The 20,994-nt window shown below is 72.7% G+C and carries 18 protein-coding genes, 5 tRNA genes and 2 pseudogenes; 17 read left to right on the forward strand and 8 right to left on the reverse strand.

The features are described from left to right. Position 1: 1 nt before the first annotated feature. Positions 2 to 361 (reverse strand): hypothetical protein, encoded by a 360-nt coding sequence (locus IE206_RS12410; protein WP_189962162.1) that lies wholly within the window; start codon positions 359 to 361, stop codon positions 2 to 4. A gap of 71 nt (positions 362 to 432) precedes the next feature. On the opposite strand from IE206_RS12410, the gene IE206_RS12415 reads away from it, so the two are divergent. The 9 genes from IE206_RS12415 to IE206_RS12455 all read left to right on the forward strand — a co-directional run bounded on the left by IE206_RS12415 (position 433) and on the right by IE206_RS12455 (position 12,408). Next, on the forward strand, positions 433 to 1,119 hold the full coding sequence (locus IE206_RS12415) for an HAD-IA family hydrolase (RefSeq protein ID WP_189962163.1): 687 nt from the start codon (positions 433 to 435) through the stop codon (positions 1,117 to 1,119). Between the two features lie 318 nt (positions 1,120 to 1,437). Then, entirely contained in the window at positions 1,438 to 2,535 is a 1,098-nt protein-coding gene (locus IE206_RS12420; protein WP_189962164.1) for a methionine ABC transporter ATP-binding protein, read from the forward strand. Next, complete coding sequence (locus IE206_RS12425) at positions 2,532 to 3,200, forward strand: methionine ABC transporter permease (RefSeq protein ID WP_053723597.1); 669 nt, start codon at positions 2,532 to 2,534, stop codon at positions 3,198 to 3,200. The genes IE206_RS12420 and IE206_RS12425 overlap by 4 nt, the downstream gene beginning before the upstream one ends. Before the next feature lie 69 nt (positions 3,201 to 3,269). Beyond that, positions 3,270 to 4,121, forward strand: coding sequence for a MetQ/NlpA family ABC transporter substrate-binding protein (locus IE206_RS12430; RefSeq protein ID WP_189962165.1), 852 nt, complete (start codon positions 3,270 to 3,272; stop codon positions 4,119 to 4,121). Positions 4,122 to 4,306: 185 nt separating this feature from the next. After that, on the forward strand, positions 4,307 to 4,963 hold the full coding sequence (locus IE206_RS12435) for a GNAT family N-acetyltransferase (protein WP_189962166.1): 657 nt from the start codon (positions 4,307 to 4,309) through the stop codon (positions 4,961 to 4,963). Positions 4,964 to 5,065: 102 nt separating this feature from the next. Next, positions 5,066 to 6,280, forward strand: a complete 1,215-nt coding sequence (gene cbiE / locus IE206_RS12440) for a precorrin-6y C5,15-methyltransferase (decarboxylating) subunit CbiE (protein WP_189962167.1) — start codon at positions 5,066 to 5,068, stop codon at positions 6,278 to 6,280. A gap of 340 nt (positions 6,281 to 6,620) precedes the next feature. Then, on the forward strand, positions 6,621 to 10,091 hold the full coding sequence (gene cobT, locus IE206_RS12445) for a nicotinate-nucleotide--dimethylbenzimidazole phosphoribosyltransferase (RefSeq protein ID WP_189962168.1): 3,471 nt from the start codon (positions 6,621 to 6,623) through the stop codon (positions 10,089 to 10,091). Between the two features lie 167 nt (positions 10,092 to 10,258). Next, a complete protein-coding gene (gene cobA, locus IE206_RS12450; RefSeq protein ID WP_189962169.1) occupies positions 10,259 to 11,479 on the forward strand; it encodes a uroporphyrinogen-III C-methyltransferase in 1,221 nt (406 codons plus the stop codon). A gap of 110 nt (positions 11,480 to 11,589) precedes the next feature. Continuing rightward, positions 11,590 to 12,408 carry a TrmH family RNA methyltransferase gene (locus IE206_RS12455; RefSeq protein ID WP_189962170.1) on the forward strand — a complete coding sequence of 273 codons (819 nt, stop codon included), beginning with the start codon at positions 11,590 to 11,592 and terminating at the stop codon, positions 12,406 to 12,408. Between the two features lie 306 nt (positions 12,409 to 12,714). Here the strand turns inward: IE206_RS12455 and IE206_RS12460 are convergent, their stop codons facing one another. Next, positions 12,715 to 13,890 (reverse strand): serine/threonine-protein kinase, encoded by a 1,176-nt coding sequence (locus tag IE206_RS12460; RefSeq protein ID WP_189962331.1) that lies wholly within the window; start codon positions 13,888 to 13,890, stop codon positions 12,715 to 12,717. A 200-nt stretch (positions 13,891 to 14,090) separates the two neighbouring features. Between IE206_RS12460 and IE206_RS12465 the strand changes: the two genes are divergently transcribed. From IE206_RS12465 to IE206_RS12480, 4 genes and pseudogenes are all read left to right on the forward strand, one after another. Continuing rightward, a complete protein-coding gene (locus tag IE206_RS12465) occupies positions 14,091 to 14,318 on the forward strand; it encodes a DUF8836 family protein (protein WP_189962171.1) in 228 nt (75 codons plus the stop codon). A 250-nt stretch (positions 14,319 to 14,568) separates the two neighbouring features. After that, positions 14,569 to 14,778, forward strand: a complete 210-nt coding sequence (locus tag IE206_RS12470) for a hypothetical protein (protein WP_189962172.1) — start codon at positions 14,569 to 14,571, stop codon at positions 14,776 to 14,778. A gap of 207 nt (positions 14,779 to 14,985) precedes the next feature. After that, positions 14,986 to 15,931: pseudogene (locus IE206_RS12475) on the forward strand (phosphotransferase family protein); the annotation flags it as partial. 51 nt (positions 15,932 to 15,982) lie between these two features. Next, a pseudogene (locus IE206_RS12480) lies at positions 15,983 to 16,311 on the forward strand (TFIIB-type zinc ribbon-containing protein). A 78-nt stretch (positions 16,312 to 16,389) separates the two neighbouring features. On the opposite strand, the gene IE206_RS12485 reads toward IE206_RS12480, so the two are convergent. The 5 genes from IE206_RS12485 to IE206_RS12505 form a co-directional block, all read right to left on the reverse strand. Continuing rightward, positions 16,390 to 16,464, reverse strand: a tRNA-Val gene (locus IE206_RS12485). A gap of 45 nt (positions 16,465 to 16,509) precedes the next feature. Beyond that, positions 16,510 to 16,581 (reverse strand) — tRNA-Val (locus IE206_RS12490). Between the two features lie 45 nt (positions 16,582 to 16,626). Further along, positions 16,627 to 16,698, reverse strand: a tRNA-Val gene (locus tag IE206_RS12495). Between the two features lies 1 nt (position 16,699). Continuing rightward, positions 16,700 to 16,773: transfer RNA gene (locus tag IE206_RS12500), tRNA-Cys, on the reverse strand. A 39-nt stretch (positions 16,774 to 16,812) separates the two neighbouring features. Then, positions 16,813 to 16,885: transfer RNA gene (locus IE206_RS12505), tRNA-Gly, on the reverse strand. 191 nt (positions 16,886 to 17,076) lie between these two features. Between IE206_RS12505 and IE206_RS12510 the strand changes: the two genes are divergently transcribed. From IE206_RS12510 to IE206_RS12520, 3 genes are read left to right on the forward strand one after another with little or no spacing between them, the layout of a single operon-like run. Then, positions 17,077 to 18,132 carry a chorismate-binding protein gene (locus tag IE206_RS12510; RefSeq protein WP_189962173.1) on the forward strand — a complete coding sequence of 352 codons (1,056 nt, stop codon included), beginning with the start codon at positions 17,077 to 17,079 and terminating at the stop codon, positions 18,130 to 18,132. After that, complete coding sequence (locus IE206_RS12515; RefSeq protein ID WP_189962174.1) at positions 18,133 to 18,954, forward strand: aminotransferase class IV; 822 nt, start codon at positions 18,133 to 18,135, stop codon at positions 18,952 to 18,954. It begins immediately after the preceding gene. 42 nt (positions 18,955 to 18,996) lie between these two features. Beyond that, the gene (locus IE206_RS12520; protein ID WP_189962175.1) at positions 18,997 to 19,830 is read left to right on the forward strand and encodes a GNAT family N-acetyltransferase; all 834 of its coding nucleotides are present in this window, start codon (positions 18,997 to 18,999) and stop codon (positions 19,828 to 19,830) included. A 20-nt stretch (positions 19,831 to 19,850) separates the two neighbouring features. On the opposite strand, the gene IE206_RS12525 is transcribed toward IE206_RS12520, so the two are convergent. Then, positions 19,851 to 20,369 carry a DsbA family protein gene (locus IE206_RS12525; RefSeq protein WP_189962176.1) on the reverse strand — a complete coding sequence of 173 codons (519 nt, stop codon included), beginning with the start codon at positions 20,367 to 20,369 and terminating at the stop codon, positions 19,851 to 19,853. Positions 20,370 to 20,510: 141 nt separating this feature from the next. Here IE206_RS12525 and IE206_RS12530 point away from each other — a divergent pair, with 141 nt between their 5' ends. Continuing rightward, the gene (locus tag IE206_RS12530; protein ID WP_189962177.1) at positions 20,511 to 20,960 is read left to right on the forward strand and encodes a hypothetical protein; all 450 of its coding nucleotides are present in this window, start codon (positions 20,511 to 20,513) and stop codon (positions 20,958 to 20,960) included. Positions 20,961 to 20,994 lie beyond the last annotated feature (34 nt).

Raw genomic sequence — 20,994 nt, forward strand, 5'->3', positions numbered from 1 at the left:
GTCAGCCTCCCCAGATGTCGTAGAGACGCACTTCGAGCACCGCGAGGACCACCGCGCCGGCCGAGACCGTCACCGAGCCCCACTTGGTGCGCTCGGAGAGCGAGAGGAACCCGGCGGCCGGTACGGCCGCGAACGCGCCCGCCAGATAGGCGATGAAGATCGCGACGCCCTGCTCGGGCTTCTCGCCGCGTCCGAGTTGCACGAGCCCGACCACCAGCTGCGCAAGGGCGAGGACGGTGACCACGGCCATGCCGATGAAGTGCCAGTCCTTGGTGGGCTGGTCCCGGTAGGCGGCGAATCCGCACCAGGCTGCGAGGACGAGGGCCGCGGCGGCGACCGCGACCGTCAGGGCGTCGAGCATGGGGTCGAGGGTATTACGGGCCGAAAGGCCCGATGCGCCGACCCCCACCCCCGCACGTGGGGTCGGTCGGCATGAAGATCCATGCCGAAGCCCTCCTGTTCGACAATGACGGAACCCTCGTCTCCTCCATGGCGTCCGTCACCCGCTGCTGGACGACCTGGGCCCAGGAGTACGGGATCACCGCCGAGGACTTCGGGCGTGTGGAACTCCACGGCCGTCCGGCCGTCGAGATCGTGGCCGGTCTGCTGCCCGCCGACGTCGTACCCGAGGCGCTCGCCCGCATCGAGCAGCTGGAGGTCGAGGACGTCGCCGGGGGAGCGGTGCTGCTGCCCTGTACCGCCGCGCTGCTCGCCTCGCCTCCCTCCCCCAAGTTCTCGGCCTCGCTCGAACAGGGAGGTGCCCCCATCCGCTGGGCCGTGGTCACCTCGGCCACCCGCAGGCTGGGCGAGGCCCGGCTCACCGAGGCCGGCATCCGGCCCCAGAACCTGATATCCGCCGACGCCATCACCCGGGGCAAGCCCGACCCCGAGCCGTTCCTGCTCGCGGCGGCCCGGCTCGGCGTGGATCCGGCGCGCTGCGTGGTGTTCGAGGACGCCCCGGCCGGGCTCGCGGCCGGGCGCGCGGCGGGCATGACGACCGTGGCCTTGACCACAACGCACCGGGCCGAGGAGCTCGTCGCCGACGTGGTCGTGAAGGATCTCTCGGCGGTGTCCGCGCAGGCCACGGCCGGTGGCGTGGAGATCACCACGGCGGAGTGAGCCCGTCCGTATGGCAGTCCAGGGATGTCCGGTATTCGGACATCCCTGATCTGTTTCTGATCGCTTCTGCTTTACTTGCCCGCATGACCACGACGAGCAGCCGCACCCTTGCGACCGAGGCGAAGATGACGCCCGGTGCTCGTTGTATGTGTCGAATGTGCGCCTTCTGAGGGCCCCCGCCTGAGCCTCGCGCCCCGAAGCGAGACCATGTCGGCCGCGTCCGAATCCGTAGCACGACCTACGCATTCGGCCTGCCCCGCGCACACCGAGCCCCCGGTATCCACCGATGAGGCCGAGCCGCGCCCCGACGTTTGCCCCGTGCCCGGCATACCCCGCGCCGTGCACTCGACAGTGACGGAACTCCCTGTGATCACCACAACGGGCCTGACCAAGGTCTACCAGTCGCGCGGACGAGATATCACCGCGCTCGACGGCGTCGACCTGCACGTCCGCGAGGGCGAGGTGTACGGCGTCATCGGCCAGAGCGGCGCCGGCAAGTCCTCCCTCATCCGCTGCGTCAACCTCCTCGAGCGCCCTACCACCGGCACGGTGACCGTCGACGGCGTCGACCTCACCGCGCTCGCCGGGCGCGGCCGCCGGGCCGGCAAGGACCTGCGCCGGGCCCGCTCCCGCATCGGCATGGTCTTCCAGCACTTCAACCTGCTGTCCTCGCGCACCGTGCAGGACAACATCGAGCTGCCCCTGGAGATCCTCGGCGTCTCCGGCCAGGAGCGCTCCCGCAAGGCCCTCGAACTGCTCGACCTGGTCGGCCTCGCCGACAAGGCCAAGGCCTACCCCGCCCAGCTCTCCGGCGGCCAGAAGCAGCGCGTCGGCATCGCCCGCGCCCTGGCCGGCGACCCCAAGGTGCTGCTCTCCGACGAGGCCACCAGCGCACTCGACCCGGAGACGACCCGCTCGATCCTCCAGCTCCTGCGCGACCTCAACCAGCAGCTCGGCCTCACCGTCCTGCTCATCACGCACGAGATGGACGTCGTCAAGACGATCTGCGACTCCGCCGCGCTGATGAAGAAGGGGCGCATCGTCGAGTCCGGCACCGTCAGCGAACTGCTCGCCACGCCCGGCTCCGAGCTCGCCGCCGAACTGTTCCCGGTGACCGGCGAGGCCACCGGCCCCGAGCGCACCGTCATCGACGTCACCTTCCACGGTGAGGCCGCCACCCAGCCGGTCATCTCCCAGCTGGCGCGCACCTACAACATCGACATCTCGATCCTGGGCGCCGCCATGGACACCGTCGCCGGCAAGCAGATCGGCCGGATGCGGATCGAACTGCCCGGCGCGTACGAGGAGAACGTCGTCCCGGTCGGCTTCCTGCGCGAGCAGGGCCTCCAGGTGGACGTGGTGGACGACGTGGACGACAGCCAGGTGCTCGACCTGGTCGAGGAAGGTGCCAAGTGAGCTGGTCGGAAATGCAGCCGCTTTTGTCGCAGGGAACGTACGACAGCTTCTACATGGTGCTGTGGGCGACCGTCGTCACCATCGGGCTCGGCCTGCCGCTCGGTGTGCTGCTCGTGCTCACCGACAAGGGCGGCCTGCTGCAGAATCGCCCGGTCAACAAGGTCATCGGCGTGATCGTGAACATCGGCCGCTCGCTGCCCTTCATCATCCTGCTGATCGCCCTGATCCCCTTCACCACCTGGGCCGTCGGCACCTTCATCGGCCCCAGCGCCATGATCGTGCCGCTCTCCATCGGCGCCATCCCGTTCTTCGCGCGGCTGGTCGAGACGTCCGTCCGCGAGGTCGACCACGGGCTCGTCGAGGCCGTCCAGTCCATGGGCGGCGGCATCCCCACCATCGTGTGGAAGGTACTGCTCCCGCAGGCGCTGCCCTCCCTGGTCTCCGCGATCACCACCACCGTGATCACCCTGGTCAGCTACTCCGCGCTGGCCGGCGCGGTCGGCGGCGGCGGCCTCGGATCGGTCGCCATCACCTATGGCTACCAGCGCTTCGAGACCAACTTCATGCTCATCACGGTGGCCGTACTGATCGCCATCGTCACCGTGATCCAGCTGCTCGGCGACGGCGTCGTGCGCCTGCTCGCGCGCCGCGGCCGGACCTCCTGAACTTCTCTCCCCAGGGCCCGAACTCCTTGTCCGGGCGTCACACCGCACCACCGGAAAGAGGCACTTTTCGTGCGTAAGAACATCAAGATCACCGCTGCCGCCCTCGCCACCGCCGCGCTCGCCGTCGGCCTCACCGCCTGCGGCTCCTCCTCCGACCCGAAGCCGGCCGGAGCCAAGGCCGACGAGTCCAAGGCGCTGGTCGTCGCCGCGTCCCCGACGCCGCACGCCGACATCCTCAAGTTCGTCAAGGACAACCTGGCGGCCAAGGCCGGACTCAAGCTGGAGGTGAAGGAGTTCACGGACTACGTCCTGCCCAACACCGCCACCGAGCAGGGCCAGGTCGACGCCAACTTCTTCCAGCACAAGCCCTACCTGGACGACTTCAACAAGAAGAACGGCACCCACGTCGTGCCCGTCGTCGACGTGGAGCTGGAGCCGCTCGGCGTCTACTCCCACAAGGTCAAGTCGCTCAAGGACATCGCGTCCGGCCAGACCGTCGCCGTCCCCAACGACACCACCAACGAGGGCCGCGCCCTCCAGCTCCTCGCCTCCAACGGCCTGATCACGCTGAAGGACGGCGTGGGCGCCGGCGCCAAGCTCTCCGACATCAAGGACAGCAAGGGCCTGAAGTTCAAGGAGCTGGAGGCCGCCACGCTGCCCCGCGCCCTGAACGACGTCGACGCCGCGGTCATCAACGGCAACTACGCCATCGAGGCCGACCTCAAGCCCGCCAAGGACGCCCTCGCCCTGGAGAAGGCGGACGGCAACCCGTACGCCAACTTCCTCGCCGTCAAGCAGGGCAACGAGAACGACCCGCGCATCCAGAAGCTCGCGAAGCTCCTGAACTCCGACGAGGTCAAGAAGTTCATCAACGACAAGTACGCGGGCTCCGTCATCCCCGCGTTCGGACCCGCCAAGTAGCCCTTGCGGCACGGCAGTACGAAGGTCCCGGACACACCGTCAGGTGTCCGGGGCCTTCGTCGTAAACGCCCACCCGGCCATGCGCGCCGACGGCCCGATGCTGCATGCTGTGCCTTTACGGTCCTTATAGGTTGACGGGCCACGGAGGTTCCAGGGCCTTCGCGGCCCCCACGGCGGTCCACGGCATGGAGCGGCACATGACTACCCCCTTTCCGGTGTTCCCGGACATCTCCATCAGCACGGACCGCCTGGTGCTGCGCCCCTTCGAGGATGCCGACGGCCCCGCGCTCATCGAGATGATGAACGACGAGCAGGTCGTCGCCTGGACCGCGGTGCCCCACCCCTACACCGCCCGCGACGCCGAGGACTGGGTCCGCCACCTCGCCCCGCGCGAACGCACTGAGGGCCGAGGAATCGTTCTGGCGGTCACCGAATTCCTCACCCAGCGCCTCGTCGGCATCGTCCACCTCCAGAACACCAACTGGCGCACCCTGGCCACCGAGGTCGGCTACGTCGTGGCGCCCTGGGCGCGCGGCGAGGGCTACGCCACCGAGGCCGTGCTCGCCGCCGCCCAATGGCTGTTCAGGGACCAGCGGTTCGAGCGCCTCGAACTGCGCACCGCCGCCGACAACACCGCCTCCCAGCAGGTCGCCCAGAAGATCGGCTGCATCAGCGAGGGCGTGCTGCGCAACGCCTGGATAGCGCGGACCCAGACGGAGGACGGCGGCTGGGCGGACATCCGCACCGACCTCATCGTGTGGAGCCTGCTCCCCGAGGACCTCGACGGCGTCGCCGACCAGCTCGCGGACGCCGGATACGCCTCCTTCACCGACTGGAACTGATCCACGGCCAACGGCCGCACCGGAATTCCGGGGCTACCCTCACTGGTACCGGCATCTGCGCCGGACCGCCCCGAGCTGCGACAACACTGGAGACTGACGAAGATGGCCGACCGCGTCACGGTGATCGGCTGGGACGGCTCGCCCCTCACCCCCGCGGCCACCTCCGCCCTCTCCGCGGCCACCCTGGTGGCCGGCGCCGCCCACCACCTCGCACTCCCCGAAGTGCCGGCGGGCGCCGAGCGCATCCGGCTCGGCAGCGTGAGCCTGGCCGCCCGCCGCATCGCCGGGCACCGAGGCAGCGCGGTCGTCCTCGCCGACGGCGACCCCGGCTTCTTCGGCGTCGTCCGCACCCTCAGGGCTCCCGAGCACGGCCTGGAGGTCGAGGTCGTGCCCGCCGTCTCCGCGGTCGCGGCCGCCTTCGCGCAAGCCGGGATGCCGTGGGACGACGCCCAGGTCGTCGTCGCCCACCCCCGCACCCTGCGCCGCGCCGTCAACGTCTGCCGCGCCCACCCCAAGGTCGCCGTCCTCACCTCGCCCGGCGCCGGACCGGCCGAACTCGCACTGCTCCTCGACGGCGTCCACCGCACCTTCGTCATCTGCGAGGAGCTCGGCAGCGACCGCGAGCGGGTCACCGTCCTCACCTCCGAGAACGCCGCCGACCACGCCTGGCGCGACCCCAACGTCGTCGTCGTCCTCGGCGGCGGCCCCGCGACCGAGGGCGACGGCTGGCTCGCCGGGCCCCCGCCCGGCTACCCGTCCGCGCCACGCGGCTGGGCGCTGCCCGCCCGGGAGTACGGCGCGGGCCTCGGCCCCGGTGAGTCCACCGAGCTGCGCGCCGCCCAACTCGCCCGGCTCGGCCCGCGCATCGGCGACCTCGTCTGGGACATCGGCTGCGGCAGCGGCGCCCTCTCCGCGGAGGCGGCCCGGTTCGGCGCCGCCGTGATCGCCGTCGACGCGGACGCGGACGCCTGCTCGCGCACCGAAGCCACCGCCCGCCGCTTCGGAGTCCAGGTCCAGGTCGTCCGAGGCCGGGCCCCGCACGTCCTGGAGACGCTGCCCGAACCCGATGTCGTACGCGTCGGAGGCGGCGGCGCGGGCGTCGTCGAGGCATGCGCCGATCGCAGGCCGGAGCGCATCGTGGCGCACGCGGCCACCCGGGACGATGCGGAGGCCGTGGGCGCCGCATTGAGCGCCGGCGGTTACGAGGTCGAGTGCGCGCTCATCCAATCGGTCGACCTCGACACGAGCGCCTGGTCGGAGCGCGAACGCTCGGTCGCCTTCCTGCTCTCCGGAAGGCGGAAAGAGAGATCCCTGTGACCCTTCCGGCGCGCCGCTGGGGGTAGGCTGGCCGATCGTTGTACCGCTCCCGGCCGTTCGGCATTCCGCTCGCCAAGGGCCGGAAAAGGGGACCGTTTTGGGATCCGGTCGCGGTACGGCACATCCGGGGGATGCGCAACGTGGCGCAGCCCACACGGTCCGTGGCCGAGACTGACCGCCACGGCCGCGAAGGCCCGCGACAATGCATGGTGTCGTTGATGCCTGCGGGCCGTTCGCAACCGCGCGGCGCACACGTTCTGAGCGACGGTGCCTCACGCGTCCAGCGTGTGCGGCCCCGGGCGCAGGCCGAAGGAGCACTACAGATGGGCGAGGGGTACGCATGACTGACACCGGCCAGGTCCCGGGCGAGGGACTGCCGGAGAACGCAGGCATGGTGGAACAGCCGGGCGTTCCCGCTCCCGGTGCCTACACCTTCCTCGACCCCTCCGAGAACGCTGCGGACGACGACGATCTGCTGCTGATGCCGGGTGCCCAGGGCGCCTGGATCGACCCGCAGTCCGCGCCCGCCCCCACTCCCGTCGTGGCCCAGGCGCCCCCCGCGCCCGGCCAGGCCGAGCCCGGCGCGCACGAGGCCGGCGGCCGCGACTCCGGCTCCGTCGACCTCGGCGCCGTACGCGCCGCGGCCGCGCCCCCGCCGCCCCGCCGCCCGCTCCACCTCGGCCCGCAGGTGCCGGACGCCTCCGCCGGAGTCGTACGCTCCCTCGCCGACCGGGGTCCGGCCGGCGCCCCCGTGAATCCGGCGCCGGTGCGCACTCAGGGCCCGCCGACCACCGGACCCGAGTACCTGGACGTCCCGAGCGAGGAGCCCGTGGCGCAGGCCGCGGGACCGCAGCACGGGGAGTTCCCGCCGCAGTCCGGTATGGCATGGACGCCTCAGCAGCGAACGGCGCCCCACGAGTCACTCAACACACCCATGCCCCCTGCAGAAACGGTCGTCCCGGAACCGGCCGCTGCGGAATCGCCCGCTGCGGAATCGGTCGCCCCGGAGGAGTTCGCGGTCCAGGGGTCGGTTCCGGCCGCTCAGCCGCAGCCCGCCAAGGACGCGGCCCGGCCCGTGGCGCAGCCGGTCGCGCAGCCCGCCCTGCTCGTGGACCAGCTCGTCGCCCAGCAGGCCGTTCCGCAGGCGGCCCAGCAGGCGCAGCAGCCCGGACTGCCGCAGCCGGTGGGCCAGTTCGTGCCCGTCCAGGGCTCGGTCCCGACCGGCCCCCGCCTCGCGCCCGCGCCGGTGCCGGCCCAGGCCGTTCAGGAAGCGTCCGTTCCGCAGGCGCCCCGTGCGCAGGAGGTGCCGCAGCCCGCACCGGAGCCTGTTGCTCCGGTCGCGCAGCCGGTGGCCCCGGCCGCCGCCCAGCCGGAGCCGGCCGAGCCCGCTGCCCCGATCGCCGTCGAGCCCGTGGCCGCCGCGGCCCCGGCACCCGAGCCGGTCGTCGCGGAGCAGGCCCCGGCCGCGCCGGTCGCCGCCGAACCGGTCGCCGTCGGGCCCGTGGTGGCCGAGCCCCCCGTGGCCGAGCCCGCTCCCGCCGAGCCGGGTCCCCTGGCCGAGCCGGTCGCCGAGACCCCGCAGCCGGCCACCGAGATTCCGCAGCCCGTTGCCGAGGCCTCGCAGCCTGTTCCCGCGGCCCCGCAGCCCGTCGCCGTCGACCCCGCCGTGCCCGCTCCGGCCGCCGCGCCCGAGGCCCAGCCGGCCGTCGTGGCGCAGGGCGGGGCGACCACGCACGTCGCCGTCCCCGTGCCGCAGGCCGCTCCCGAGGAGCAGCCGGTGACCGTGCCCGAACCCGCCGCCGAGGCACCGGCAGCCGTCGCCGCCGAGCCGGTCCAGGCGCCCGTGCTCGTACCGCAGCAGGAGCAGCCCCCGGCGGCCGAACCGGTTGAGGAAGCGGTTGCGACGGCTGCCCCGGCCGAGGCTCCCGAGGCCGCCGCCGAAGAGCCGCTCGAAGTGATCAGCGCGCCGCGGCCCGCCGCCGTACCGGAAGCCGTCGCGGAGCCGGAAGCCGCCGCCGGGCCGGAGGCGCCCGCCGGGGCCGAGGAGCTCGCCGAGGTCCCCGAGGACCCGGAGCAGGCGCCCGCCGCCCCCGGCTACGCCGACGCCGAGCGCGAGGCCGTGCTCCGCGTCATGCGCGAGCGCCGCGACATCCGCAACGGCTTCCGCGGCGACCCGATCCCGCACGAGGTGCTGCTCCGCGTCCTGGAGGCGGCCCACACCGCGCCCTCCGTCGGCCACTCGCAGCCCTGGGACTTCGTGGTCATCCGGTCCGCCGAGACCCGCCGCACCATGCACGAACTCGCCCAGCGCCAGCGCGAGGCGTACGCCAAGTCGCTGCCCAAGGGCCGGGCCAAGCAGTTCAAGGAACTGAAGATCGAGGCCATCCTCGAAACCCCGGTGAACATCGTGGTCACCGCGGACCCGACCCGCGGCGGCCGCCACACCCTCGGCCGCTACACGCAGCCGCAGATGGCCCCGTACTCCTCGGCGCTCGCCGTCGAGAACCTGTGGCTCGCCGCGCGCGCCGAAGGCCTCGGCGTCGGCTGGGTCTCCTTCTTCGACGAGCGCGAGATGGTCCGCGCCCTCGGCCTGCCCGAGCACCTCGAAGTCGTCGCCTACCTCTGTGTCGGCTACGTCGACGAGTTCCCGGAGGAGCCCGAGCTGATGCAGGCGGGCTGGTCCAAGCGCCGCCCGCTCTCCTGGGTCGTCCACGAGGAGACGTACGGCCGCCGCGCGCTGCCCGGCGAGGACCCGCACGACCTCCTCGAGGAGACCGTCTCCAACATCCGCCCGCTTGACGCCAAGGCGCTCGGCGAGGCGTGGGAGCGCCAGAAGCGGATGACCAAGCCCGCGGGCGCGCTCGGCATGCTGGAGATCATCTCCGCGCAGCTGTCCGGCCTCTCGCGCAAGTGTCCGCCGCCCATCCCGGAGCCGGCCGCCGTCGCGATCTTCGCCGGCGACCACGGCGTGCACGCCCAGGGCGTCACCCCCTGGCCCCAGGAAGTCACCGGCCAGATGGTCGCCAACTTCCTCGGCGGCGGCGCGGTCTGCAACGCCTTCGCCAACCAGGTCGGCGCCGAGGTCTGCGTCATCGACGTGGGCGTCGCCTCCGAACTCCCGGCCACGCCCGGCCTGTTGCCCCGCAAGGTGCGCGCCGGCACGGCCGACATGACGGCCGGCCCCGCGATGACCCGCGAGGAGGCGGTCGCCGCCATCGAGGTCGGCATCGAGACCGCCCGCGACCTGGTGGCGGCCGGCAACAAGGCGCTCCTGACCGGCGAGATGGGCATCGCCAACACCACCGTGTCGGCCGCCCTGATCTCCCTCTACACGGGCGTCGACCCGGCCGAGGTCACCGGCCGCGGCACCGGCATCAACGACGAGACGCACGCCCGCAAGGTCGACGTCGTACGCCGCGCCCTCGAACTGCACCAGCCGGACCCGGCGGACCCGATCGGCGTCCTCGCCGCGGTCGGCGGCCTGGAGCACGCGGCCCTGGTGGGCTTCTTGCTCGGCGGTGCCTCGCTGCGTACGCCGGTGATCCTCGACGGCGTCAGCACCGGAGCCGCCGCCCTGGTCGCCCGCGCGATCGCCCCCGAGGTGCTCTCCGCATGCATCGCGGGCCACCGCAGCGCCGAGCCCGGCCACGTGGCCGCCCTCAACAAGCTGGGCCTGCGCCCCCTGGTCGACCTGGACCTGCGCCTCGGCGAGGGCACCGGTGCCCTGCTCGCCCTCCCGGTGGTGCAGAGCGCGGCCCGCGCGATGCACGAGGTGGCGACGTTCGACTCGGCGGGCGTCACCGAGAAGTAGCCCGTACGCACGAGCGGGGGCCGGGGTCACTGACCCCGGCCCCCGCTCGTGCCACAGCGCCCGCCCGCCCCTTAGGCTGTCCGCGGGACCGCAAACCCCCTCCCACCAGCCGCTTCACCGCAGCAGCGGCACACCGCACGTCACTCCGCCCGAGGAGCACCGCCGCCATGGTCGAACACCCCGCGTACCCCGTAGGCCTCCGCCTCACCGGCCGCCGCGTCGTCGTCGTCGGCGGTGGCCAGGTCGCCCAGCGCCGCCTGCCCGCCCTCATCGCCGCCGGGGCCGACGTCACCCTGGTCTCCCCGAGCGCCACCCCCTCCGTCGAGGCCATGGCGGACGCGGGCGAGATCCGCTGGGAGCGGCGCCGCTTCCAGGACGGCGACCTGGCCGACGCCTGGTACGCGCTGGTCGCGACCGCCGACACCGAGGCCAACGAGCGCATCTCCGCCGAGGCCGAGCGCTCCCGCGTCTGGTGCGTACGCTCCGACGACGCCGGCGCCGCCACCGCCTGGACCCCGGCCACCGGCCGCTCCGAGGGCGTCACGGTCGCCGTCCTCACCACCGACACCCCGGACCCGCGCCGCTCCGCCGCGATCCGCGACGCCGTCGTCGAGGGCCTGCGCGACGGCACGCTCGTCGCCCCCCAGCAGCGCACCCGCACCCCCGGCGTCGCACTGGTCGGCGGCGGCCCCGGCGACCCGGACCTGATCACCGTGCGCGGCCGCAGGCTGCTCGCCGAGGCGGACGTGGTCATCGCCGACCGGCTCGGCCCCCGCGACCTCCTCGACGAGCTCCCGCCGCACGTCGAGGTCATCGACGCCGCGAAGATCCCGTACGGCCGCTTCATGGCGCAGGAGGCCATCAACAACGCGTTGATCGAGCACGCGAAGGCCGGCAAGGCGGTCGTGCGGCTCAAGGGCGGCGACCCGTACGTCTTCGGGCGCGGCATGGAGGAGCTCCAGGCGCTCGCCGAGGCCGGCATCACCTGCACGGTGGTGCCCGGCATCTCCAGCTCCATCTCGGTGCCGAGCGCGGCCGGGATCCCGGTCACGCACCGGGGCGTGGCCCATGAGTTCACGGTGGTCAGCGGGCACGTGGCGCCCGACGACCCGCGCTCGCTCGTCGACTGGAAGTCGCTTGCGCAACTGCGCGGCACCCTGGTGATCCTGATGGGCGTCGACAAGATCGGCGCGATCGCGCAGGCGCTCGTCACGCACGGCAAGAACCCCGGGACCCCGGTCGCCCTCGTCCAGGAAGGCACCACCGCGGCCCAGCGCCGCGTCGACGCAACCTTGGGAAGCGTCGGCGAGGTGGCCAGGGCCGAGGACGTGAAGCCCCCGGCCGTGATCGTCATCGGCGACGTGGTGACGGTGAACTCCCGCGCATGACCCCACGCCCGTAACCGGCGCCCGAAGTCGTCACCCCTCCCCGTAACCACCGGTAACGGATCTCCGTCCCAGCCGTTGGCACCTCACCCAGGACAAGGCAGTATCACCCTGTGGCCGATCTCATCACCGTCGAAGACCCCGACGACCCCCGCCTGCGCGACTACACGGGCCTGACCGACGTGGAGCTGCGGCGCCGCCGCGAGCCCGCCGAAGGCCTCTTCATCGCCGAGGGCGAGAAGGTCATCAGACGGGCCAAGGACGCCGGCTACGAGATGCGCTCGATGCTGCTCTCGGCCAAGTGGGTGGACGTCATGCGGGACGTCATCGACGAGCTTCCGGCGCCCGTGTACGCGGTCAGCCCGGACCTCGCCGAACGTGTCACCGGCTACCACGTGCACCGGGGGGCGCTCGCCTCGATGCAGCGCAAGCCGCTGCCGTCCGCCGACGAACTCCTCACCACCGCCCGCCGGGTGGTGGTCATGGAGGCGGTCAACGACCACACCAACATCGGCGCGATCTTCCGCAGCGCCGCCGCGCTCGGCATGGACGCGGTCCTGCTCTCGCCGGACTGCGCGGACCCGCTGTACCGGCGCTCGGTGAAGGTGTCGATGGGCGCGGTCTTCTCGGTCCCGTACGCCCGCCTGGAGTCGTGGCCCAAGGGTCTGGAGTCGGTCCGCGAGGCGGGCTACAGGCTGCTGGCCCTCACCCCCGACGAAAAGGCCTCCAACATCGAGGACGCCGCCCCGCACAAGCTCGACAAGGTGGCCCTGATGCTGGGCGCGGAGGGCGACGGCCTCTCGACCCAGGCCCTGGTGGCCGCGGACGAGTGGGTACGCATCCCGATGGCCCACGGAGTCGACTCCCTGAACGTGGGCGCGGCAGCGGCAGTGGCGTTCTACGCGGTGGCCACGGGACGGCCGACGGCCTGACCCCCGAGCGTCATAGGGGTGGCCGCCCTCGAAGGGGCGCGGGGGCTGTGACATGGTGCGGCTCCGCCGCGATGGGGGTCCCCTGTTCGGGCGAAACCGAGAACTTGGGGGAGCCCCCAGCGGCACACCCTGAGGGCGCGGGGAACGGCGCGACCGGCCACAGCCGACCGGCAAGTCGAACAACAGCCCCAGCGGAGTGGGCTCAGCCCGACAGCCGAGCTCGGCAGCACTCCCTGGGGGCGCGGGGAACGGCGCGACCGGCCACGACGGCCCGCGGCCGAAGAACAATCCTCCCCCCCGGCACCCTCAGAACTGCTTAACCGCGGCAATCCCCAGCAGCACAATCAACGTAACCAGCACAAACACAGTGAGCCGCTGCCGCAGCAGCCGGGGGTTGGCGGGCCGCAGCCCGCCGGAGGTGCGGGGCCCGGGCCGAGTGCCCGGCCGCCCTCCGGGACGGGAGGCGGCGTTGCTGCGCGGCCCACCGGGACGCGAGCCCCCCGTGCGCGGCGCGGGCCGAGCCGCAGAGGCCCCCGTGGCCCGCCCGGCCTCGGTGTAGCGCTGGGTCCGGTCGTCGAGCCGCCCCGTGGGCCGGTCCAGCTCGACGCGCTCGCGCTGAGCCGGTGGCCGGGCCTCCGGAGCCTGCCCGTGCAGCCCGCCCTGGGCCTCCCGCGCGGCGATCTCCTTGAGCCGCATGGAGAGCTGGAGCGTGCTGGGCCGTTCCTCGGGGTCCTTCGCGAGGCAGGCCCGGACCAGCGGGGCCAGCGCGTCCGGCACGCCGCGCAGCTGCGCCTCCTCGTGCACCACGCGGTAGAGCATCACCTCGGAACTGCCGTGCCCGAAGGGCGAGTCGCCCATGGCGGCGTAAGCCAGCGTCGCGCCGAGCGAGAAGACGTCGGTGGCCGGGGTGACCGCGGCGCCGCGCACCTGCTCGGGGGCGAGGAAGCCGGGGGAGCCGACGGCCGTGCCGACATGGGTCAGCGTCGAGGCGCCGGTGGCCCACGCGATGCCGAAGTCGATGATCCTGGGCCCCTTCGGGGACAGCAGGATGTTGGACGGCTTGAGGTCCCGGTGGACGACGCCTGCCTCGTGCACCGCGACGAGCCCCTCGGACAGCGCGGCCCCGATCGCGGCGGCCTCCGCGGCCGTCAGCGGGCCCTCCTCGGCGACCTTGTCGTGCAGCGAGGGCCCGGGTACGTACTGGGTGGCGAACCAGGGCCGCTCCGCTTCCAGGTCGGCGGCGACGAGCCGGGCCGTGCAGCCGCCGCGGATCCGCCGCGCGGCCGAGACCTCGCGCGCGAACCGGGACCTGAACTCCTGGTCCTCGGCGAGGTCGGGCCGGATCACCTTCAGGGCCACCCGCTGCCCGCGCCGGTCGGAGCCCAGGTACACGACCCCCATGCCGCCCGCGCCGAGACGCCGGTGGAGCCTGAACGAGCCGACGACACGCGGGTCCTCGCGCCGGAGCCGCATCATCGCCATTTTCATCCCCGCTGCCAGTCCTGTTGACGTGGCACAGCTTACGTACCCGCCGCCCGGTGTGCTCATAGGCCGCGCCCTCGCGACCCGGACGATTGTCAGTGCCGGGTGGGAAACTTGAAGAGTGGTCAGCAACCCGTGGATCCAGGGCCGCTGACCCGTGCGAGATCTCAACGGTCCGTCGCAGAAGGGGGTTTGGATCTATGAAGGGTGACCGCGTGGAGATAGTGGTGGACGCGGGAGACACGACCCGGACGTACGAAGTGGTGGCAAGCCGGGCGGGGCGCAGGGTCGAGACGGCGGTCCGGCGCGGGGTGGTGGAAGTGAGCGAAGTCACGCGCAGCGGGACGGTCGTGCGCACGGCCCGCTTCATGGCGACACGGGTGCTCGCCCTGGTGGAGCAACCGGTCCCCAGGGAGGACGCGGGGTAGGCGGAGGCCCGCGCGCAGAGCCGACCCCTCCGGGAAGACCCCAGGGAGTAGGGGGTCCGTCTCCACCCAGGGGAGTACTCCCGGGGGTGACGGCTCATCCCCTGGGAGGCCAGCAGATAGGTACGAGGGCATGACGTCCGGCGCCGCGCGGCTCCCTACTGTTGAAGACAAGCGGCGGGTGGTGCACTCGTCCCCCGAGGTCAGACACCCGCCGCTGCCAACCACATCAAGGAACGAACAGGAGAGGACCATGGCGGACACGGCTGCGCGGACGATCATCCGCACGCAGGGACGCAGGGCGTACAGCGCCGCGTTCGGTGCCCGCCGATCCGGCCCGCGCCACCCCTTGGTGGCGACGGCCATGGTCCTTCCCCTGGCGGCCCTGCTCACAGTCGTCTTCGGCGGCTGGGACGCGGTGGTCACACAGGCGTCGTCCGTGGGCGTGATGCTGGGGCGCTGAGCGGCGCCCCGGACCCGGTAGAGCGGACCGGGTCGGGGACATCCGGCCATTACAGCCCCGTGGGGACGGGGGTGCGGCGGACGGCAGTGAAAGGCGTTGCCCGATCGGCTGGGGAGCCGATCGGGCAACGCCTTTTGCACACCCGGCCACCGCCCTCGCCCACCGGCCCGTACCCTCGCGCCCAGACGTACGCACCCCGGGGGAGAAGTGGCCGCATCCGTCGTCGACGCGCTGGCCGAGGCCGCCCGCCGGGCCCGGCCCTGCCGCGCCTGCGGGGCGGTGCCCGCGCACGACGCCGTGCTGGCGGACCGGCCCGACGCCACCGTCGTACGCCACGGGCCGGTGGTGGCCAAGGCGCACGACGGGCGCACCGACCCGGAGGCCCTCGCGGTCCGGCTCGCCGTAGCCGCGCATCCGCTGCTCGACGGCGTCCTCCTGGCGCCCCTGGACCGCCCCGCCCGCACCGTGCACGGCCGCCCCGTGACGCTCTGGCCGTACGGCAGCCCCGTCGCCCCGGACGGAGGGGAGGAAGCCGTGCCCTGGGAGGAGGCGGGCCGGCTGCTCGCGCGGCTGTGCCGTATACAACCGGCGGCCCTGCCCGGGCCGTTGCCCCCGGCGCGCGGCCCCGCGAAGGCCGCCTGCGCGCTGGCCCGGATGCGGGCGGCGGCCGTCGGGCCGGGAGCCGCCCCTGTGCTGCGTGCCTGAGCCCGGCTCCCGGCCTGGGCCCGCGCGGAAGCCCCCGCACCCGGCCCCGCCCGGCTCACTCACGGCGACTTCCACCTCGGGCAGCTCGTCCGGCATCCCGCCGGCACGGGCCCCTGGGCCCTGATCGACATCGACGACCTCGGACTCGGCGCCCCCCGCCTGGGACTTGGCCCGCCCGGCCGCCTGGTTCGCCGCCGGCCTGCTCGCCCCCGACACCTGGGCCCGCTTCCTCGCCGCATACCGAGAAGGGGGCGGCCCGGCAGTGCCGACGGAAGGAGACCCCTGGCCCCAACTGGACGTCCCGGCGCGGACGTTGACCGTACGGACCGGCGCCCTGGCGCTCGCCAAATGCGCCGAGCGGAGCCGTCTCCCGGACGAGGCGGAGCGCGCGATGCTGGAGGGCTGCACCCGAATCGCCGCAGTCCAGGACCAGTTGGGCACGTCCCCGACGTCGGGTGCTGAGGCCAGACCGGACCAGCGGCGAGGAGCTGAGCCGACGATGCAGTGTCCCGAGTGCCACGCGCCGATGCGCACGTACAACCGCAACGGCGTCCAGATCGAGCAGTGCAGCGGCTGCCGGGGGATATTCCTCGACTGCGGGGAGCTGGAGTCGCTGACGCGGCTCGATGGGCAGTGGTTTCAGCAGGGCTCGCCCCCGGGGCCCTACCCGCAGCAGGGCTACCCCGCCCCCGCCCCCCCGCCCCGTCCTGGGGCGCCCCGCAGCCCCACCACGGCGGACATCACGGCGGACACGACGAGTACTACGGCTACGACGACTACGGGCACCGGCGGCACAAGAGCTTCGGCCCCATGCTCTTCTCCTCCTGAACCTCACCTCGTCCTGAACCCCGCAAGGGGCCACGGACGACGGAACCCCCGGCCTTCGAGAAGGCCGGGGGTTCCGGGTGGTGCGCGATACTGGGATTGAACCAGTGACCTCTTCCGTGTCAGGGAAGCGCTCTCCCGCTGAGCTAATCGCGCGGGACGGTCCCAACCCTACGGGACCGGTTACTTCGTGTTACTGCGTGCGCGATACTGGGATTGAACCAGTGACCTCTTCCGTGTCAGGGAAGCGCTCTCCCGCTGAGCTAATCGCGCGGGACGGTCCCAACCTTACCGGACCGGTTACTTCGTGTTACTGCGTGCGCGATACTGGGATTGAACCAGTGACCTCTTCCGTGTCAGGGAAGCGCTCTCCCGCTGAGCTAATCGCGCTTGGAGGTGGAGACGGGATTTGAACCCGTGTAGACGGCTTTGCAGGCCGTTGCCTCGCCTCTCGGCCACTCCACCAGGAGTGCATATGAGGGTTCGGGAAGATCCCCCACATCGAGCGGACGACGAGATTCGAACTCGCGACCCTCACCTTGGCAAGGTGATGCTCTACCAACTGAGCCACGTCCGCTTGTCGTTTCCGTTTCGCTTGCGCGTCCCGGCGACGTGTTGAACTCTAGCGGATTCCGGGGCCAGTACAAAAACGCGTTTGTGCAGCGTGCTGCGTTGCGCCTGGTCGGGACCCCTGCCGGGGTCCGGGCGGGTGTTCGCTTCCAGGTCACTCAGGGGCACCCCACCTGCCCCGGCCCTAGACTCGCAACCGTGCACGACCTCGCTCCTCTGGCCCGCTTCGGCCACCTCGTCGCCTCGGACCTGCGTGATGTCACCAGTGACCCCGAGGCCCTCGACTCCTCCGGCTTCTGGGCCGTCTCCGCCGACTTCGAGGGCCGCCTCGTGTGCGCCCGCTTCGCGGACGTCCGCACTCAGCCGGTCCCCGAGCCCGTGCCCGGCGCCTGGCGCGGGCCCGCCACCGGCGACTGGACGTCCTCCCTGGACCGCGCCGCCTATACGGCCGGAGTGCGCCGCATTCGCGAGCACATCGCGGCCGGCGAGGTCTACCAGGCGAACCTCTGCCGCGTGCTGAGCGCGCCGCTGCCCGACCCCGCGGCGGCCGACGTGGACGCGCTCACCGCACTGCTCGCGCGCGGCAACCCCGCGCCCTATGCAGGAACGATCCGGCTGCCCGCGCACGGGGTCGAGATCGCGACCGCCTCGCCCGAACTGTTCCTCCGGCGTACGGGACGGGTCGTGGAGTCCGGACCCATCAAGGGGACCGGACGGACCGCGGCGGACCTGTTGGAGAAGGACCACGCCGAGAACGTGATGATCGTGGACCTCGTCCGCAACGACATGGGACGGGTCTGCGCCACCGGCTCGGTGACCGTGCCCGCGCTGTGCGCCGTCGAGGAGCACCCCGGCCTCGTCCACCTCGTCTCCACCGTGCGCGGCGAGCTGCGCGAGGGCGCGGGGTGGCGCGAGCTGCTCGACGCCACGTTCCCGCCGGGCTCGGTCACCGGGGCGCCCAAGTCCAGCGCGCTGCGGATCATCGAGGCGCTGGAGACCGCGCCCCGCGGCCCCTACTGCGGCGGCATCGGCTGGGTCGACGCCGACCGGGGCACCGCCGAGCTCGCCGTCGGCATACGTACCTTCTGGGTCGACCGGCCGCACGGCGTGCTGCGCTTCGGCACCGGGGCGGGCATCACCTGGGGCTCGGATCCCGAGCGGGAGTGGGAGGAGACCGAGCTGAAGGCCTCGCGTCTCCTGACGGTAGCGTCGGGCGCGTATGCCCACAGCGGGCACAGTGGAAGGACCGCGTAAATGCAGATCTGGGTCAACGGCGCACTGCGGGACGCCGACGCCGCGCAGGTGTCCGTCCTCGACCACGGGCTCACCGTGGGCGACGGCGTCTTCGAGACGGTGAAGGCGACCGGCCGGAGCACCTTCGCGCTCACCCGCCATCTCGACCGGCTGACCCGCTCGGCCCGCGGCCTCGGCCTGCCCGACCCGGACCTCGACGAGGTGCGGCGCGCCTGCGCGGCCGTCCTGGACGCGAACCCCATGGCGCTCGGCCGGCTGCGGATCACCTACACCGGCGGGCTCTCGCCGCTCGGCTCCGACCGGGGCGACGCGGGCCCGACCCTGGTCGTCGCGCTCGGCGAGAGCAGGCGCAGGCCCGACACCACCGCCGTGATCACCGTCCCGTGGACCCGCAACGAGCACAGCGCGGTGGCGGGCCTGAAGACCACGTCGTACGCCGAGAACGTCGTCGCGCTCGCCAAGGCGCACGGGGCGGGCGCCTCCGAGGCCCTCTTCGCGAACACCGCGGGGCAGCTCTGCGAGGGCACCGGCTCCAATGTCTTCGTGGTCCTCGACGGGCGCCTGCACACCCCGCCGCTCGCCTCCGGCTGCCTCGGCGGGATCACCCGCGCGCTGACCGTCGAATGGACCGGCGCGTACGAGACCGAGCTCTCGATGGACGTCCTGGAGAGCGCCGAGGAGATCTTCCTGACCTCCACGCTGCGCGACGTCCAGGCCGTAATCCGCGTCGACGGGCGGCAGTTGGCCGCCGCGCCCGGTCCGGTCACGGCCAAGGCCATGCGGATCTTCGACGAGCGGGCCGGATCGGATCTGGACCCGTAAAAGCTGATGACGGGCGGCGCCGGGGCAGGTACAACGGCCTTGATGACCACCACCATTCGGCCGACCGAGCCGCTCCAGCAGGGCGCCGACGGCGCCAAGTCGCGTACGTACGACGTGTGTGTGAACAGCCGACGCGTCGGACGAATCAAGATCGCCACCGATACGTCCTTCGGGCCCCGCATGGGCCGGATCGAAGAACTCCGGATCGACGAGGCGGACCGGGGCCGGGGTCGTGGCACCGTCGCGGCCCTGGCCGCCGAGGAGGTGCTGCGGGGCTGGGGCTGCGGCCAGGTCCGCCTCTCCGTCGCGGCCGGCGCCGATGCCGCGCTGCGGATGGCCGGCGCCCTCGGCTACGTGGAGCGCAGCCGCAACATGGCCAAGCAACTCCCGCCCGTGGAACCGGAGTTGCCCGCCGGGGTGACCGGCCGGCCGATGAGCGCGGAGGAGTTCGAGGGCTGGCTGCGCGACGAGGTCGAGAGCTACGCGCGCAGCTGGATCGAGCGGGGCGTGCCCGCGGCGGAGGCCCGTGCCAGGTCCGCGGCGGAGCATCGCACCCTGCTTCCGGACGGCGTCGCCACCGCCGGGGCGCACTTCCTGGTCCTCGAGGACCGGGGGAGCACGGTCGGGAGCGTGTGGGTGGCCCGGCGCGCAGAACCCGAGGAGTGCGCGTACGTCTACGACGTCGGGGTCGCCGAGGAGCACCGGGGCCGGGGCCACGGCCGCTCACTCATGCTGCTCGCGGAGCGGGTGGCGCTGGCCGACGGCATGGACACCATCGGGCTGCACGTCTTCGCGGACAACATCCCGGCGGTGCGCCTGTACGAGTCCCTCGGCTACCGGGTCACCGACTACAACCTCTACAAGCAGCTGCTCTGAGCCCCCCCGGAGCTGCTCGGCTACTCGGCGAGCAGCCGGTCCGCGATCGCCTCGATGCGCTCGCGCAGCCCCTCCTGGCTCTTGCCGCCGTCCAGGCGCTCGTCGCCGATGACATATGTCGGGGTGCCGGTCACGCCGATCGCCTTGCCCTCGGCCTGGTCGGCGTCGACGATCAGGATGTGCCGCCCGTCGATGAGGGCTGTCTCGAACTCGTCGGTGTCCAGGGCGAGTTCACCCGCCGCCTCGATGAGCGCGGGCTCGCCCTGTTCGGCGAGGTGCTCGGTGCGGGCGAGCACGGCCTCCACGTACGGCCAGCCGTGGCCCTGCTCGAAGGCCTCCTCGGCGGCCTGGGCCGCGGCGAAGGCGTGCTTGTGCTTCTCCAGCGGGAAGTGCCGCAGCCGGATGTCGAGGCGGTCGCCGTAGCGGGCGCGCAGCGCGCGGATGTCGTCGAGGGCGCTGCGGCAGTCGGGGCACTGCAGCTCGCACCAGACGTCGAGGACGACGGGGCCTGCGGTGCTCGAGGGGGTGGTGTCGCTCATGGGGTCCAGTCTCCCAGCAACCGGGACCTGGGGAGGATCCCGCCCCGGAGATCTCCCTGAGGTCGCGGCCGACCGTGGCCCGCGGGGCGGGTTCCGGTGCAGGATGGAAGAAGCCATACCCCCCATGCCTGGAGGAACCGGATGCTTGCCGAGACCGTCTGCTCCGCCGTTTCCGCGGCCGGACTGGGCATCGCTGCCGTCACGGCGTACCGCAAGCGCTTCCTCGCGGCTACGCGCATCGCCGCCTACTCCCTTGTCCCGGTCGGCCTCGTCATGACCGGCGTGGTGCAGTGGGTGTCCGGCATCGTCTTCAAGCCGAGCGTGTGGCTGGGCTTCGGGCTGCTCGGGGTCGCCTGGCTGCTGTTCATGACGACCCGGGCCATCGAGCGGCGCGGCGGCGGCACCCGCAGGGAACGCAAGGTCGCCGCGGCCGCCGCCCAGCGTGAGGCGGTGGCTCCCGCGGCGTCCGCCCCCTCGCTCGGCGCGGGCCGCACACCGGCCGCCCAGCCCGTACCGAAGGCGAAGGCCAAACCCGCCGCGAGCGAGGACTTCAGCGACATCGAGGCCATCCTGAAGAAGCACGGCATCTGACGTCACAAGCACGGCATCCGGCGTTCGCCGGGCG

Source organism: Streptomyces violascens (assembly GCF_014649955.1).
GTDB classification, from domain to species: Bacteria; Actinomycetota; Actinomycetes; order Streptomycetales; family Streptomycetaceae; genus Streptomyces; species Streptomyces violascens.